Below are 15,142 nucleotides of genomic sequence, written 5' to 3'. Positions count from 1 at the left end.
ATGTATGTCCGATAAAAGCATTTGAGCGCCAGGTTAAAGGCGCTCAAGCTGCAACTCTATATTACTTCTTATATTTTATGCTGTAAATATCATGCCGGCGGTCTTTCAGCTGGCGCACTGTTCCATCCTGCCTCTGGCGGCGGAGGATTTCCAGATCAACATCACCTATGAGGACCATTTCGATATTTGGATTTGTTTCCCCCACAATCCCATCCCTTGCAAACTCAAAATCGGAGGGGGCAAAAATGGCAGATTGTGCATACTGAATATCCATATTCTCTGTTTGCGGTAGATTGCCGACCGTACCTGAAATAACCGTGTATATTTGATTTTCAACAGCGCGAGCCTGAGCACAATAGCGAACCCTTAAATACCCCTGGCGATCTTCGGTACAGAAAGGGGTAAATATAATTTTGGCACCTTTATCTGTTGCAATTCTCGCAAGCTCAGGGAATTCGATGTCATAGCAGATTTGAATGGCAATTTTTCCGCAGTCCGTATCAAATACCTTTACTTCATCTCCGCGGCTGATTCCCCACCATTTCCGCTCATTTGGCGTGATATGGAGCTTATACTGCTTTTCAATTGTTCCATCCCTGCGGAAAAGGTATGCAATATTATAAATCTCATCATCCTCTTCTTTAACAAAGTGAGAGCCGCCAATAATATTGATATTATATCTGACAGCCAAATCCGTAAATAACTCGATGTATTGCTCAGTGTATTCTGTCAGCTTTCTTACCGCAAGGCTTGGTGAACGTTCTTCCAAAAAGGACATCAGCTGGGTAGTAAACAACTCGGGAAAAACGGCAAAATCGGACCCTGAGTCTGAAGCTACATCTGTAAAATATTCCACCTGATGGGCAAATTCATCAAAGGATTGTATCTGCCGCATTAAATATTGAACCACACATATGCGTACCGGGTAGCTCGTTTTATAAAAGCGTTTGCTCATTGGTCTGTAGTCGACATTATTCCATTCCATCAGGGTTGCATATTTATTTGACTGTACATCGTCAGGCAAATAGTTAGGATTAATTCTCATAAGGGTAAATCCATTCAGGAGCTGAAAGGATAAAACCGGGTCATAGATTTTATGAAGCGATACTTCGTTAACATACTCCCGCGGGTTCATGTCATTTGAGTATTTATGATAGTTTGGAATTCGTCCGCCTATGATGATGCTTTTTAAATTTAATGACCTGACAAGCTCCTTCCTTTCTTCATACAGGCGATGGCCGATTTTCATTCTGCGGTATTCAGGATGAACCATTACTTCTATTCCATAAAGGTTATAGCCTTCAGGATTATGGTTCGTTATGTATCCTTTGTCTGTCACATCATCCCATGAATGACGGTCATCATACTCATCAAAGTTTATTATAAGGCTTGAACAGGATCCGATGATTTCCCCATCATATTCTGCAACAAACTGGCCTTCCGGGAAAATATCCAGATGACTTTCAAGCTGATCCTTCTTCCAGGGAACCATGCCGGGAAAACATAACTCCTGAAGGGCAATGATATGATCTATATCTGAATGCCGGGTATTTCTGATAATCATTTTCTTCTCAAATTTCGTTAAATCAAGCTTTGTCAATGGTGGTGCACTCCTTCGGAAATAATAATTATCATGGGAGCTAAAAGGACCTTAGCCTCTCCAGTGATATAGAAATCTTTTCCCTTTTTTGCTCCATTCGTAACTTCTTAAGTAAATTCCCTCTTAATTATCTTGCTTCTTTTCCTTTGTATATATTTCTACAAAGGTGTTAAATGTCTTCTTTTTATTTGTAACCCGTTAATATCTTTGCCACAAAAGCCTCATTTCTGCTGATTGTCTGCACATGTTGATTTACAAGGGATGTCCAATAGCTTTATAATTTTAGAGTACATATGAATAAGGAGATTATTATGGAGAAAACACAAAAAGACCGGCGGGAGAATTTGCTGTTTATTGCCTGGGCAGCTTCAATTCTTGCTATGTTCGGCAGCCTTTATTTTTCAGAAATCAGGCAATATGAACCTTGCGAGCTTTGCTGGTATCAGAGAATTGTCATGTATCCCTTTGCTGTCATACTAGGCTTGGCTGTGGTTAAGAAGGATTATCGCATCAGCTTATATACAATGGTGTTATCTGCTGTTGGAGCCGGCATTTCCATCTACCACTACTCCATCCAGAAGATTTCATTTATGGCTGATCGTGCAGCATCATGCGGGAGAGTTCCCTGTACGGGGCAGTATATTAATTGGCTGGGATTTGTTACAATTCCATTTTTAGCATTAACAGCTTTTATTATTATTTTTATTTGCAGTTACCTTATCTGGAAGAAAACGAAGGAGGCAGCAGAATAATGAAAAAGGTCATTATATTTCTTGCCATTATCGTTGCATTATTTGCAGCAGTTGGAATGTTAACTAAAATGCAAAACGAGGAAAAAGTGTCAGAGAAAAATCCATATGGAAAAGAATCACTTCATCCTGAAACAGTCAAACAGCTTGAAGACCCGAATTATCAAAACCTGATCCTTCCCGAGGAATTGGAGAAAAAGTTAGATGAAAAAGAAGATGTAACGGTTTATTTTTATAGCCCGACATGCCCTCATTGCCAAAAGACTACCCCTGTGGTGGCTCCGCTTACAGAAGATATGGGTATTGATCTGGTGCAATTCAACCTGCTTGAATTCGAAGACGGCTGGGACAATTACGGAATTAAGGAAACTCCAACAATCGTTCAATATAAAGACGGCAAAGAGGTTAACAGGATTACCGGTTCTCAGGAAAAGGAAGTTTTTGAACAGTGGTTTAATGAGAATTCCAAATAACCAAAAAACGCCTGCAGGCAGCAGGCGTTTTCTCATACAAGCATTTCATTTGCGGCTTTTGCATAAACACTGAATAAATCATTCCGGGGCAATCTTTCTCCGCAAAAATGACTGTAATCAAACGGAAATGATAAGCCGAATTCTTGAAGTATTTGAACATTTTTGAAGAATATCGCTTCATATTTGCCGCTCATTGGGCGGGATTCAAGAATAGCCATGAGCGTCTGAAGCCCTGCTATAACCTGATATGCCTCCTTTAATGTTCCAAAGTATTCAAAGTGTCTGGTAGAAGTATGTAAAACCCTCTGCTGTTCAAATTCTCTTATATCATTGTCAGTGAAATAAAGAGGAAACACATTTGAATAGAATTTTTGTATTAATTCTTGAATTTTTTGTTCCTGATCAGGAGTTGATGCAAATACAACCTTCACTGATAACCCACCTTTGTAATCCTTGTAATCAGTTCGTAATATATACATAAGAATATCATATTCTAAAAGCTCTTCAGGGTGGTAATTATACCCATAGGATAGGGATTTGCTGGAATTTATTCCTTCTCCGGAAATAGATGGAACAGGAATAATGCAAAATAAATAATCCTAATTACCTATACTAACATCATTTTCAGCAAAACAGGAGTGAATTTCCAATATTACAATAATTTTTAACAACCACTATTCCTTTTATCTGCTGTCTTTAAAGGCTAAAATATTATTGTCATTAATTTATATGTAATAAAGGTAAGATTATTCAATTAGGATAAGGAGTAATTTATGGTAAAACTGCAAAGGTTTGGTGAATGGTGTGAAATAGAAGTACCTGCTCACTGGGAAGGATATTCAATCGAATATATTGTGCGGTCATTATGGGGAGCACCAAAGAAGCATACACACAATATGAGAATGAAAAAACAGGTATTATCCAATGATGAACCTGCCAATTGGAAAAAACCTGTGCATGCAGGAGATAAATTAAAGTTTCACTTTTTCGGGGATGAAGATCCAGGCGTTATTCCATCTTATTATGAGACTGATGTTCTTTTCGAAGATGACCATATGATTGTTTTGAATAAACCTGCCGGCATGGACACGCATCCTAACTCACCGGATCAAGCGAATACCCTTGCAAACGCTGCAGCTTTTCATATGCAAATGCAGGGGGAGTATAGAGTCATAAAACATATACATCGCCTTGATCGTGATACAACCGGTGCCATATTATTTGCGAAGCATGCATTAGCTGGGGCTATTCTGGATAGAGAGCTGGAAGAAAGAAGAATTAAGCGCACATATTTGGCTTTAGTCCATGGCAAAATTTCAAGAAACAAAGGAACCATCAGAGAACCAATCGGGCGGGACAGGCATCATCCAACCAGGAGAAGGGTATCCCCCGGCGGTCAGCCTGCTTCAACGAACTATGAATTAATTGAGTACGATCCTAAACAAAATCTTTCACTTATTAAGTGCCGTTTGGATACAGGCAGAACACATCAGATCCGTGTTCATCTTAGTCATATTGGACATCCTCTTGCCGGGGATACCTTATATGGCGGGAAACCTATTTTTGTACGACAGGCACTGCACGCAGTAAAACTTGAGATTCCGCACCCATTCTTAGAAGAGGCTATTGTCTGTCATGCGCCTTTCCTCGATGATCCAGGGATTTTCAAAGGTATTGACCCATACCGTTTTTAAGTTGAGCTGTCTTATCTTAAGGCAGCTTTAGTTTTCTAAAAAGCAGGATAAAAGCAAAAAAGAAGCCCCGAACGGGACTTCTTTGGATTAATTCAATTAGTCATGTGATTTACGCATAGACTTCATGATCAAGCTTACGATGAATACAAGCAAGATAGCACCAATTAAAGCAGGAATAATAGCAAAGTCAGCTACGACTGGACCCCAATCACCAAGAATTAATGAACCTAACCATGCACCAATGAAACCAGCGATGATGTTACCAATAATTCCGCCTGGAACATCTCTTCCAACAATCATACTTGCTACCCAACCAATGATACCACCTATAATTAATGCCCATAAAAAGCTCAACATTGAAAATCACTCCTCGTTATAATTTGATTATAGCTTTTGTTCAGATAAAGAATTTCATTCAGCTGCGCAGCTTTTGGTGATCTTATCTGCTTGTATAATTAAATTACCCAGTATTCATTATCTAAAACCATAAATTTAAAAACTATTCTTCTGGAAAGATTTTATAAAACAGAAAGACACCCGTCAGAATGTTATTTCATAGAGATTTTTACGGTAAAAAAATGTCCTAAACAAGGTACAAGATCATTTATAGAAAAGGCTCTTTTCGTATAAATTGTTGTTTTTCGCTTATTAATGTTGTCCGTTGATTGAAGCAAGAGGATGCTCAGCGAACCACGGGGCGGGCGGTGAGCCTCCTCGACGCTGCGCGTCTGTGGGTCTCACCTGTCCCGCTACTCCCGTAGGACGTTGAATGAGCTACCTTGAGTAAACACCGCACGAAGAGAATGCGAATGCATTTTCGAGGATCTCTCACCTACCGCTCCACAACTCAGTAAATATAATATAAATAGCAACAAACTTTGCGAAAACAGCCATAGAAAAAAATAAGCAGCTGACAAATCAGCTGCTTAAGATTTTAATCTACTATGAAATTGCCTTGTTCCGATGCATAAAAATATAATCGGTGAAGTGGCCGTGTCATGGCGACATAAAGCAATTTAATGTCCAGTTCAGAATCTCTTGAAAACTCCTCTTCCATGGAGAGTATCATAACTGCATCAAATTCAAGTCCCTTGGACAAGTAAGATGGCACGATAACAATTTCATCCTTCGGTATGCTTTCCTGTTCCTGCAGCAGTTTAAAAGGAAGCCTCGCATGCTTTTCAAAAAGGCTGTGAATGAGCTGACAGTCTTTCATCGTTTTCCCGATCACCGCAAATGTTTTATACTCTTCTTCTTTCAAGGAAATGACCTGTTCTTCAAGCTGTTTTACCAGCTCGCCCCCATCCTTCCTCCTGATAAACTCAGGATTTCTGCCATGGCGGACGACCGGCTCCACTTCAGGGAATGAATAAGGTAAAAGCTTAAGTAATTCATTTGCTTTTTCCATAATTTCCACTGTAGTGCGATAGCTTTTCTGAAGCTCTGTATATGTTGCACGGGGAAAAATATAATCCAGGATCTCCTGCCAGCTTGTAAGCCCCCTGTAGGAATGAATTCCCTGGGCAAGGTCCCCCACTAGTGTGAACATATCTGTATCAAGTGACTTTTTTAATGAGAGAAGCTCCATAAAGCTGTAGTCCTGCGCTTCATCAATGACGATATTTTTCGCCTTCAACTCTTTTGGAATGCCAAAAAGGCTTTCCTGCAGGTAAAGCATCAAAGCTAAGTCTTCCCTCTCATACATTTTTTTTCTAAACAACTTCCGGCAATATTCACAAAGTTTGTGTGCATCATCAACAGGCAATTTTCCGCTTGATAACCTTGAAAGACGTACAGGGTCTTCAAATAGGTCTTTGTAATACCTGATTAGGCTTTTTTTCGGGAATTGCTTCATGTATTTTGGCACAGCTGTCCTGAAGCTTCTCTTAAGTTCTTCAAGTCTGGATGCCTTTTTATCAAGAGCTTCTGAAACATATTGTCTTCTTTTCTCAGGATCCCTTCCTCTATAGAGGGCTCTTTCGATTCTCTCGTCATAATACGTTTCGATTTTCTTAATGATATTTTGCTTTTTCTTAGAAAGATCGTTTTGAAGCACAGCCTTTAACTTTTCCAGTCTTCGGTATAGAGGAAGGTAATTGTAATCCTCCAAAAAAAGCTGATAGAATTTTTTTTTGTTGAAAAGCCTGAACTTATCTACCATAAAATCATCATTGGGACGGAAGCTATTATATATTTCTCTGAGGTAATTAGTAAGAATGGTTTGAAGTACAGGCGAACCCTTAATAGATGATGCCCAGGCTGCAAGGTTTACCTCTTCACCTCCCTGGTCTTCAAGCAGGTTCACGAGTTTGCTGTCAGCAGCCATTTTTAGGTCCTCGTCAAGACACTCAAGGACATATTCCTGGTAGGTTGTCTGACGGACTCTTTCCACCCCAAGTTCTGGGAGCGCCTCTGAAATATAATCAATGAAAAGCCTGCTCGGCGCCAATATCATCAGCTGTTCCGGGGCAAAGTTTTCTTTGTATTGATATATGAAATAACTAATCCTATGCAGTGCAATGGTTGTCTTGCCGCTGCCCGCCGCCCCCTGCACAATGATGGGCTTATTCAGATCAGCACGTATTATTTTGTTCTGCTCTTCCTGTATGGTTGAAATAATTTCAGTGAGGCGGTTGCTTGAGCTTTTGGAAAGTGATTCCTGAAGCAATTCATCTGTAGTTGTGAGGTCAATGTCCCGAATTTCATCCAGAATCCCGTCTTCTATCATAAATTGCCTTTTCAATGACAAGTGTCCAGTAAAGGTTTCTTCATAGGAATCGTATTGAACCTCTCCCAGCCTGCCTTCATAGTATAAATTGGCTATTGGAGAACGCCAGTCAACAATAATCTGCTCCTGATTTTCCCTTGAATATAATGAGGTTTTGCCTATGTATAAGATCTCTTCCTCGTTTAAATCCTGCCTTAAGAAATCAATTCTGGCAAAGTAAGGCTTTTTCCGGGCATTTTTCAGCTGCATTAATTCATCTTTAGACATTTCAAAAAAACGGGCATTTGTCAGGAGCGAAGAGTAACTTAAGCTGGATTCAAGCCAGTCAACATCTTCAAAAGCTTCTTTCATATTTTCCTGAAACTTGTCTTTACTGGATTCTGACGTTTTAATCACAACATCAATATAACGTTTCGTAAATTCAAGCCGCTGAACTTCCATTTGAAAATCGGGGTGTTCAAATTGAGATGACATATGTATCTCCTTTCAATTTTTTCAGCCGCAATGGAGAAATACATATGAGCGAACGCGTGGGCAGAAAAACATATTATCAGAAAAGTCTGGAATAATCAAGCGGTGACAGGCACCGCCCGAAATTTGTCGAATCGAACAGATATATACATCAGCAATCATTTTAATTTATAATATGAAAAAATACACTTTAGGAGGTGATCGGAATGGCCCTTGCAGTTGCAATGCCTGATAATGCAGCGTCTCATGCAAAGCCTGATATTAGTGGCGATACTTTGCATGAGGCGGTAGTGGACTAAACTATTATCGCCCATTCAGCTAAAACCATTTCTGATATCGGCTTTGCACCTTATTCATTTTTTATTATCAAAATAAATAAGGAGCTGGCAGAAATGAGTTATGTAAAAGCTAATGCCGTTTTACCGGAAAATCTGATCGCTGAAATCCAAAAATACGTTCAGGGTGAGGCGATTTATATCCCAAAACCGGAAAAGGACTACCGAGAATGGGGTTCCCGCTCTGGAGCAAGAAAAGCTCTGGATGAAAGAAACCATTCTATAAAAGGCGCCTTTCAGAACGGCAAGACCATCACCCAGTTGGCGGAGGAATATTATCTTTCCGCTGAAACAATCAAAAAAATAGTTTATAAAAAATGATTTTTTCGCACTGGACTTTGTTCAGTGCTTTTTCATATGCCAAGTTCGTTTCCTAATCATTTTATACATTTACATTTTTACGCCATTCTTTTAAAGTGATGTTGATATACAGAGGTGCTGAAGGTATAGGAGAGTGTAAAATGGAACCTTTTATCAGGAATGATCAATATAATTTTATAAAATACCAGACTCAAGTGCTAATAAATGGCCATGCATCAGTCAATGATACAGGAGTACTGAATGCCCTAAAGTCCCTTTCTGCTGAAAAGGTATTGGGCCTTTTTGCAGAGCTGAGTGAGGAACAAAACCGGCTTCTTTCCCCAATCAGTGATATTAAAGAAAGAGATCAGGCAGATACCTTCTTAGCGGATATTATGAAATATGTAATACCCTTTCCATCTGTAACTGAACAATCGATCAAAAAACTGTTTCCCAAGGCCAAAAAACTAAAAATGCCGGCACCTGAAAATATCGATTTCAAGGAAATAAGTTACTTGGGATGGGACGATAAAGGTACAAACAGGAAATACATGATTAGCCTGCTGGATGGCAAGTTGACTGGCATATTCGGAACATTTAGACCGCTCGGCAAAAAAGGAATCTGTGCCATCTGCAACAAACTCGAAGAAACAGGCATGTTCTTAACTGAGATTAAGGGTTCTCAGTTAGGAACCTATACCAAAAGAGGGAATTACATTTGCCAGGACAGCCGGAAGTGCAATGAAAATTTGATTTCACTTGAAAACCTGAATGATTTCATTGGAAGGCTGAGAGGGTAAATTGTCATTTCCTCATAATAATTAAGGCACCGCCGAATTTGGCGGTGTCTTTTTTTAAGCTGAAATATTCACTTCGTTTATTCTTATTAGACTAGGGAATATTACAGGAATAAAAAAAACTATCATATTTTGTCGATTTCGTATAAAATAATTACGTTTGATTGAAGTTTTCCTAAAATATTGGGGGTAAAAAAATGGTTTTCAAGAAAAAGGACAAGTTTAACACTCTGTTAAGCAATATTTCCATGAATTTAAAGGATAGTGCAATATATTTTGCCGACTATAAGATCAACAATGTCAGTGATTTAAAAACCTTTTCCAAAACTATGAAGGATTATGAAACAAAAGGCGATTCCTATGTTCATGAAGTGATTAAGGAATTAAATAATGCCTTTATTACGCCGATCGAAAGAGAAGATATTCTTCACCTCGCCATGAGCATGGATGATGTGCTGGATGGATTTGAAGAATGTGCTGATTTATTTGAAATGTATTCAATGACACAGGCTGATGAATTCATGCTGAAGTTTGTGGATGCGATTAAGAACTGTGCAATTGAAATTGAAAAATCCGTTGAACTTCTTTCAACTAAGAAATTACTGCAAATAAGAGATCATGCAATCAAAATCAAAGATTACGAATCCAAATGTGATGGAGTCCGCCGCCAGTCAATCAAGCATCTGTTTGCCACGGAAAAAGACCCTATTCGCATCATCCAGTATAAAGAAATTTATGAAACACTTGAAGATATTGCGGACAGCTGCCAGAATGTCGCCAATACGCTTGAAACCATTATCATGAAAAATGCATAAGGAGCGATAACAATGGATGCAGTTTTAATTATAACAATCCTGATTGTCATTGGCGCTCTGGCATTTGATTTCATCAATGGATTTCATGATACGGCAAACGCGATAGCTACCGCTGTCTCCACTAAGGCGCTTAAACCAAGACATGCCATCATTATGGCGGCAGTCATGAACTTTGTTGGTGCCATGACCTTTACTGGGGTGGCCAAAACCATAACAAAAGATATAGTGGACCCCTTCACTTTGCAGAATGGTTCCCTTGTCATTCTGGCAGCATTAGTTGCTGCGATTTTCTGGAATCTGCTGACTTGGTATTATGGCATCCCAAGCAGCTCTTCCCATGCAATCATTGGTTCGATTGCCGGTGCTGCGATTGCGGCAGCAGGATTTACAGCGATAAATTATCAGGGGTTTTTAAAAATTCTCCAAGCACTTATCTTTTCGCCATTAATTGCTTTTGCAATCGGTTATATCGTATACAGTATTTTCAAGATCGTCTTTAAACATAATAACCTTACAAAGACAAATCGGAACTTCAGACTGTTCCAGATTTTCACAGCAGCACTGCAATCATATACACATGGAACAAATGATGCGCAGAAAGCCATGGGTATTATTACAATGGCGCTTATTGCAAACAATTATGTCACTTCAACTGATATTCCGTTTTGGGTACAGTTTTCCTGTGCATTAGCAATGGGACTCGGGACATCCATCGGCGGCTGGAAAATTATTAAAACAGTCGGTGGGAAGATCATGAAAATCCGTCCAATAAATGGAGTGGCAGCAGACTTAACTGGGGCCATGATCATCTTTGGTGCAACCTTTATTCATTTGCCTGTCAGTACTACTCATGTTATCTCTTCTTCTATCCTGGGTGTAGGATCTTCCCACAGACTTAAAGGTGTTAAATGGGGAACTGCGCAGAGAATGCTTATTACATGGGTAATCACATTGCCAATTTCAGCAACATTAGCGGGTATTATATACTTAATCCTGAATGCATTTTTTTAATTTTAAAAGGAGCGGGCTTAGCCTGCTCCTTTTTTATTTGCTGCTTTGCCCCATTATCAGTTCATCTATGGGTATTTCAGAAAATGCCTTGTACCGCATAACCTTCTCATGAAAGGAAAGAAAATGTGTCACATCATTAGGAACAGCCACACAGTGCATTCCTGCCTGAACAGCCGCAATTGACCCATTTACGGAATCTTCGATGGCCAGACTTTCTTCCGGCTCAACACCCATTTCTTCAAGTGCCTTTTTGTAAAGAGCAGGATCAGGCTTTACCTTTTCAACATCCTCTTTTGTTTTGACCGTTTGAAAGAAATCCTCGATTCCAAAATGTTTTAAATAGTGCTTAACCCACTCTCTTCCTGAGCTGGATGAGACTCCAAGCTTAAGGCCTTTTTCAATGCATTTGTCTATCAGTTCCTGAATTCCTTCTCTCAGAATTAAAATATCCCTTTTGTTCCGGAATGCTCTTTCTGTTTTTTCCTGTATAGATTTACGATTAACTTTAACACCTAATTTATCATCAATATAATTAAATAGAATATCATCGGTGGTGCCTATGCCCTTTGCAAAATCCTCCAGTCCAAGATCAAATCCATAATCTTCAAACAGAATTTGTTTAAAGACCTCATACCATAAAGATTCTGTATCTACAATTGTTCCATCAAAATCAAAAATAACAGCCTTTATCATTCTGTCACCGCCCCCGAATTTTCTTCCTGTATCAGACGCTATTTTCCAGTTAAAGTTACTTCTGCCTCCAAAGGCGAGAAACTTAATCTTCCGGCTTTTCAAGGATTCTTTTTGTAAGCTTCCGGATAACCTCAGGCAATATTTCAAAAGTATACGGTTTATAGACCCGCTCAGTCCATTTGTGTCCAGCTTTGCCATAGACTCCAAGATTAATCACGGGTAAACTTAAATCTCTCATCGCCTTTAATGGGATCGGAAAAAGGCTTTCTAAAGCAGGAAAATTCTTTTTAAGAGATTGAATGTCCTCATCCGAGCCGTCAAAAGATAAAAAACTTCCATCCGATAAATAAGGAAAATATTTACGAATTTTGAATGTTTCGCCTGTTTTCTCAGCCTCTTCAGCAAGCACTTCCTCCAGACAGCTTTTTAAAAAGATGCCTCTTTCTGCAGTCACATCAATCGTGTTGGCAGGAAGAAAGGGTGTTCCATAGAAAAGAATCACTCTGGGTTTCTTCTCAGGGTCTGATTGGTGGAGAGCTTCTACAATATCAAAAGCAATCATTCTGGCATCAGTTTCATGAAGCGAGCTCTTTTTCCTTGTTTCTTCCATAACACTTACCGTATCAATGCCCTTTTCTTCAAGATAGACAAGGAATTCCTCTAAAGCCGTCACTTCTGTTCCCCAATCCAGCTGTCTTTCCGGCAGTTTATTGACGGTCCGAAAATCCTTATAGGCACCTTCCAGGCGGTTCTCGATAGCAATAGCCGCATCTTCTGCAATCATTTTCAATTCTTTTGAAAGTTGCTTCAGAGGTTTCTCATAGAAAAAATAATTGAAGTAAACCCTGCAGCCAACTGCAGTCTGAACATCATATCTTTTTTTATCATCTCTCATGTATAAACAGCTTGGCGGAAGCACCAGTTCTCCTTCCAGCTTTTCAGTCAGCTGGAAATTCTGGCTGATGCGGGCAGTCAGCTCTGCAGCAATTAATGTAGGATCAATACCTGCAAGACTTTCACCGGCGTGAGTCTCCCTTCCGAAAATGGAGAAACACGGCAAAATCTTGCCTACTGTCCCCGTATAGATATACTTAGTGGCATCTCCGTCATACAATGGCGAGATAAAATCATTATTTATAGCAGCCATATATTCCAGACCCATCTTTTCTTTCAGTCTCAGCAGTTCGGAAAGCGCTGCTCTGCTTCCTTTATGCTCACCCTCTTCATCAGCATTGAACATAACCAGCAAATTGCCTTCCAGCTCACCGGGATTTTCCGAGAAATACAGGAGATTGGCCAGATGGACAGCGATTCCGCTCTGCATATCCAATGCCCCTCTTCCAAAAAGCCACTCGTTGGACAGGGCATCTTCCTGCAATTCCAGATCAGAGTCGTATTGTCCAAAAAACTCCTGAAGTTTGTCTGGATTATGGGCCAGGTTCTGAATGGGACCAAAATCCTCTGTGCCGACTGTGTCCAAATGGGCCAGGTATATAATGGTCTTTTTGCTCATCTCCCTCCCTTTGAGGAAGGCAAACACATTCTTTCGGCCCAGTTCATCTCCGGGGATTTCCTGGGTCCACACTAAATGATCATTATCCTTAAAAGATGGATACGAACAGATTACTTTCTTTAAGAAGTCAGCTTTATGCCCTTCTCCATCTGAATGGTTATAGCTCTCTACCTGCACCAGGGCCTTTGTTAAATATTCGGCCTGCTGACTAAGATTCATGGTTTTAAGATTTGCAAACATTGGCCAACCCCATTTCGTTGTCTTTTGACCTTAGTGTATAAGCATCCTCTATTGTGAATCAACACTTTTTTATATCGGGGAAGCTAATAGCAATTGAGATGCTTTTCATATAAATTAGGATGAAACAGCCAATATATAGAATAATAACATTAAGGTCTTGAAATTTTCACCAAAAACGAATATTATATTATTTGTGCTTTCTAAACGTTCGTATTTAATCAATAACGCATATTACCTGAAAGAAGTTATAGTTTATGGGGGACTTTTTATGTTCAAATTAAAAGAAAATCAAACAAACGTAAAGACTGAGGTATTGGCAGGCATCACAACTTTCTTAACAATGGTTTATATTGTGGTCGTAAACCCTGTCATCTTATCTGATGCTGGTGTGCCTTTTGATCAAGTCTTTTCTGCAACCATTATTGCAACTGTCGCAGGTACTCTTTGGATGGCACTATTCGCCAATTATCCAATTGCCATCGCACCTGGAATGGGCCTGAACGCCTATTTTGCTTACTCTGTTGTCGGCACCCACGGTAATATTGATTATATGACTGCATTTTCAGCAGTATTTATTGCTGGTATTATCTTCATTATATTGTCGCTTACCCCTTTCCGGGAAAAGCTGATCATTGCAATACCGGATAATTTAAAGCACGGTATTACTGCGGGAATCGGGTTGTTTATCGCCTTTATCGGCTTGCGCTTAACCGGACTGATTACAAGCCACCCAACAAATCTTGTAGCGCTTGGAGACTTGCATTCTCCTCAATCCATTCTTGCGCTTGTCGGACTTGCCGTAACATTGATTCTTATGACACTCGGGATTAACGGGGCATTATTTTTCGGCATGATTATCACTGCCCTGATAGCCTTCTTTACAGGACAGCTTTCTTTTGACCAGGGATTTGTATCCCTGCCTTCTCTTCCGGATGGAATCATCATTTTAAATCCATTTGAAGCAATTGGAGACGTTATCCAGCACAGTTTATACGCGGTTGTTTTCTCCTTCCTGCTTGTAACGATTTTTGATACAACTGGAACGATGATCGGCGTTGCCCAGCAGGCCGGATTAATGAAAGGCAAAACGATGCCAAGAGCACGTGAGGCTCTTTTATCGGATTCCATCGCTACTTCTATTGGTGCCATGTTTGGTACAAGTCCGACTTCGGCCTATATTGAATCTTCAACAGGTGTGTCAGCCGGCGGAAGAACAGGATTAACAACCTTGACTGTTGCAGGTTTGTTCCTGCTTGCAGCTTTCTTCGGACCTCTTGTCAGTGCGGTATCAGGTCTAGCGGCCATTACTGCACCTGCCCTGATTATCGTTGGAAGCCTGATGATGGGCAGCATTTCTCATATTAAATGGAATGAGCTAGATGAAGCATTCCCTGCATTCCTGATTATCCTAAGCATGCCGTTGACATCCAGTATTGCTACAGGTATTGCACTTGGATTTATCGCTTATCCACTCATGAAAGTGGTTAAAGGGAAATGGAGAGACGTTCATCCCCTTGTATATTTATTTGCAGTATTATTCTTTTACCAGCTTGCGTTCCTGCCTCACTAACCGGAAGCACCCAATTGAACCAGATCAAAGAGGCTGGGACAAAACCCACCTCTGAAATGAAAAAGCCGGTGACATTTTACGACGAGTAAAATGTCACCGGCTTTGATTGTTTTTGAGAAAAATAAGGACCACTTCTGATACAATTAAGTTACC

Annotated in this window: 14 protein-coding genes; 8 read left to right on the top strand and 6 right to left on the bottom strand. The window is 39.9% G+C overall.

Annotated elements, in window-relative coordinates; all coding sequences use genetic code 11:
• Nucleotides 1-61 precede the first annotated feature (61 nt).
• Nucleotides 62-1,564, bottom strand: coding sequence for a bifunctional GNAT family N-acetyltransferase/carbon-nitrogen hydrolase family protein (locus M3205_RS10990; RefSeq protein ID WP_251170000.1), 1,503 nt, complete (start codon nucleotides 1,562-1,564; stop codon nucleotides 62-64).
• Nucleotides 1,565-1,911: 347 nt separating this feature from the next.
• Here M3205_RS10990 and M3205_RS10985 point away from each other — a divergent pair, with 347 nt between their 5' ends.
• Both M3205_RS10985 and M3205_RS10980 read left to right on the top strand, forming a co-directional pair.
• Nucleotides 1,912-2,352 (top strand): disulfide oxidoreductase, encoded by a 441-nt coding sequence (locus M3205_RS10985; RefSeq protein ID WP_251169949.1) that lies wholly within the window; start codon nucleotides 1,912-1,914, stop codon nucleotides 2,350-2,352.
• A complete protein-coding gene (locus M3205_RS10980) occupies nucleotides 2,352-2,822 on the top strand; it encodes a thioredoxin family protein (RefSeq protein WP_251169948.1) in 471 nt (156 codons plus the stop codon). The genes M3205_RS10985 and M3205_RS10980 overlap by 1 nt, the downstream gene beginning before the upstream one ends.
• 32 nt (nucleotides 2,823-2,854) lie before the next feature.
• On the opposite strand, the gene M3205_RS10975 is transcribed toward M3205_RS10980, so the two are convergent.
• Complete coding sequence (locus tag M3205_RS10975; RefSeq protein WP_251169947.1) at nucleotides 2,855-3,253, bottom strand: YhcU family protein; 399 nt, start codon at nucleotides 3,251-3,253, stop codon at nucleotides 2,855-2,857.
• Between the two features lie 342 nt (nucleotides 3,254-3,595).
• On the opposite strand from M3205_RS10975, the gene M3205_RS10970 reads away from it, so the two are divergent.
• A complete protein-coding gene (locus tag M3205_RS10970) occupies nucleotides 3,596-4,516 on the top strand; it encodes an RluA family pseudouridine synthase (protein ID WP_251169946.1) in 921 nt (306 codons plus the stop codon).
• 96 nt (nucleotides 4,517-4,612) lie between these two features.
• Here M3205_RS10970 and M3205_RS10965 read toward each other — a convergent pair whose 3' ends face one another.
• Together M3205_RS10965 and helD are read right to left on the bottom strand one after the other, a co-directional pair.
• Nucleotides 4,613-4,873 carry a GlsB/YeaQ/YmgE family stress response membrane protein gene (locus M3205_RS10965; protein ID WP_251169945.1) on the bottom strand — a complete coding sequence of 87 codons (261 nt, stop codon included), beginning with the start codon at nucleotides 4,871-4,873 and terminating at the stop codon, nucleotides 4,613-4,615.
• 577 nt (nucleotides 4,874-5,450) lie between these two features.
• The gene (helD, locus tag M3205_RS10960; protein ID WP_251169944.1) at nucleotides 5,451-7,718 is read right to left on the bottom strand and encodes an RNA polymerase recycling motor HelD; all 2,268 of its coding nucleotides are present in this window, start codon (nucleotides 7,716-7,718) and stop codon (nucleotides 5,451-5,453) included.
• 389 nt (nucleotides 7,719-8,107) lie between these two features.
• On the opposite strand from helD, the gene M3205_RS10955 reads away from it, so the two are divergent.
• The 4 genes from M3205_RS10955 to M3205_RS10940 all read left to right on the top strand — a co-directional run bounded on the left by M3205_RS10955 (nucleotide 8,108) and on the right by M3205_RS10940 (nucleotide 10,973).
• The gene (locus tag M3205_RS10955; RefSeq protein WP_251169943.1) at nucleotides 8,108-8,371 is read left to right on the top strand and encodes a CD3324 family protein; all 264 of its coding nucleotides are present in this window, start codon (nucleotides 8,108-8,110) and stop codon (nucleotides 8,369-8,371) included.
• A gap of 140 nt (nucleotides 8,372-8,511) precedes the next feature.
• Nucleotides 8,512-9,150 carry a FusB/FusC family EF-G-binding protein gene (locus tag M3205_RS10950; RefSeq protein ID WP_251169942.1) on the top strand — a complete coding sequence of 213 codons (639 nt, stop codon included), beginning with the start codon at nucleotides 8,512-8,514 and terminating at the stop codon, nucleotides 9,148-9,150.
• Nucleotides 9,151-9,344: 194 nt separating this feature from the next.
• Entirely contained in the window at nucleotides 9,345-9,962 is a 618-nt protein-coding gene (locus M3205_RS10945; RefSeq protein WP_048011739.1) for a DUF47 domain-containing protein, read from the top strand.
• 12 nt (nucleotides 9,963-9,974) lie between these two features.
• Nucleotides 9,975-10,973, top strand: a complete 999-nt coding sequence (locus tag M3205_RS10940; protein ID WP_251169941.1) for an inorganic phosphate transporter — start codon at nucleotides 9,975-9,977, stop codon at nucleotides 10,971-10,973.
• Between the two features lie 33 nt (nucleotides 10,974-11,006).
• Here M3205_RS10940 and M3205_RS10935 read toward each other — a convergent pair whose 3' ends face one another.
• Both M3205_RS10935 and M3205_RS10930 read right to left on the bottom strand, forming a co-directional pair.
• On the bottom strand, nucleotides 11,007-11,666 hold the full coding sequence (locus M3205_RS10935; RefSeq protein ID WP_251169940.1) for an HAD family hydrolase: 660 nt from the start codon (nucleotides 11,664-11,666) through the stop codon (nucleotides 11,007-11,009).
• Between the two features lie 82 nt (nucleotides 11,667-11,748).
• Nucleotides 11,749-13,419: a M20/M25/M40 family metallo-hydrolase gene (locus M3205_RS10930; protein WP_251169939.1), complete on the bottom strand. Its 1,671-nt coding sequence runs from the start codon at nucleotides 13,417-13,419 to the stop codon at nucleotides 11,749-11,751.
• A gap of 268 nt (nucleotides 13,420-13,687) precedes the next feature.
• On the opposite strand from M3205_RS10930, the gene M3205_RS10925 reads away from it, so the two are divergent.
• Nucleotides 13,688-14,989 carry an NCS2 family permease gene (locus M3205_RS10925; RefSeq protein ID WP_251169938.1) on the top strand — a complete coding sequence of 434 codons (1,302 nt, stop codon included), beginning with the start codon at nucleotides 13,688-13,690 and terminating at the stop codon, nucleotides 14,987-14,989.
• The last annotated feature ends 153 nt before the right edge of the window (nucleotides 14,990-15,142 follow it).

The sequence above is a fragment of the Cytobacillus firmus genome, assembly GCF_023715565.1.
Classification (GTDB): Bacteria; Bacillota; Bacilli; order Bacillales; family Cytobacillaceae; genus Cytobacillus; species Cytobacillus firmus_C.
The sequence above is the reverse complement of the archived record's forward strand: the minus strand, read 5'-3'. Positions and strand labels throughout refer to the sequence as shown.

Bases quoted from the DNA above. Each gene is read 5' to 3' on its own strand.
- M3205_RS10990 (WP_251170000.1), bottom strand. From the start codon at position 1,564: ATGATTATCAGAAATACCCGGCATTCAGATATAGATCATATCATTGCC.
- M3205_RS10985 (WP_251169949.1), top strand. From the start codon at position 1,912: ATGGAGAAAACACAAAAAGACCGGCGGGAGAATTTGCTGTTTATTGCC.
- M3205_RS10980 (WP_251169948.1), top strand. From the start codon at position 2,352: ATGAAAAAGGTCATTATATTTCTTGCCATTATCGTTGCATTATTTGCA.
- M3205_RS10970 (WP_251169946.1), top strand. From the start codon at position 3,596: ATGGTAAAACTGCAAAGGTTTGGTGAATGGTGTGAAATAGAAGTACCT.
- M3205_RS10965 (WP_251169945.1), bottom strand. From the start codon at position 4,873: ATGTTGAGCTTTTTATGGGCATTAATTATAGGTGGTATCATTGGTTGG.
- helD (WP_251169944.1), bottom strand. From the start codon at position 7,718: ATGTCATCTCAATTTGAACACCCCGATTTTCAAATGGAAGTTCAGCGG.
- M3205_RS10955 (WP_251169943.1), top strand. From the start codon at position 8,108: ATGAGTTATGTAAAAGCTAATGCCGTTTTACCGGAAAATCTGATCGCT.
- M3205_RS10950 (WP_251169942.1), top strand. From the start codon at position 8,512: ATGGAACCTTTTATCAGGAATGATCAATATAATTTTATAAAATACCAG.
- M3205_RS10945 (WP_048011739.1), top strand. From the start codon at position 9,345: ATGGTTTTCAAGAAAAAGGACAAGTTTAACACTCTGTTAAGCAATATT.
- M3205_RS10940 (WP_251169941.1), top strand. From the start codon at position 9,975: ATGGATGCAGTTTTAATTATAACAATCCTGATTGTCATTGGCGCTCTG.
- M3205_RS10935 (WP_251169940.1), bottom strand. From the start codon at position 11,666: ATGATAAAGGCTGTTATTTTTGATTTTGATGGAACAATTGTAGATACA.
- M3205_RS10930 (WP_251169939.1), bottom strand. From the start codon at position 13,419: ATGTTTGCAAATCTTAAAACCATGAATCTTAGTCAGCAGGCCGAATAT.
- M3205_RS10925 (WP_251169938.1), top strand. From the start codon at position 13,688: ATGTTCAAATTAAAAGAAAATCAAACAAACGTAAAGACTGAGGTATTG.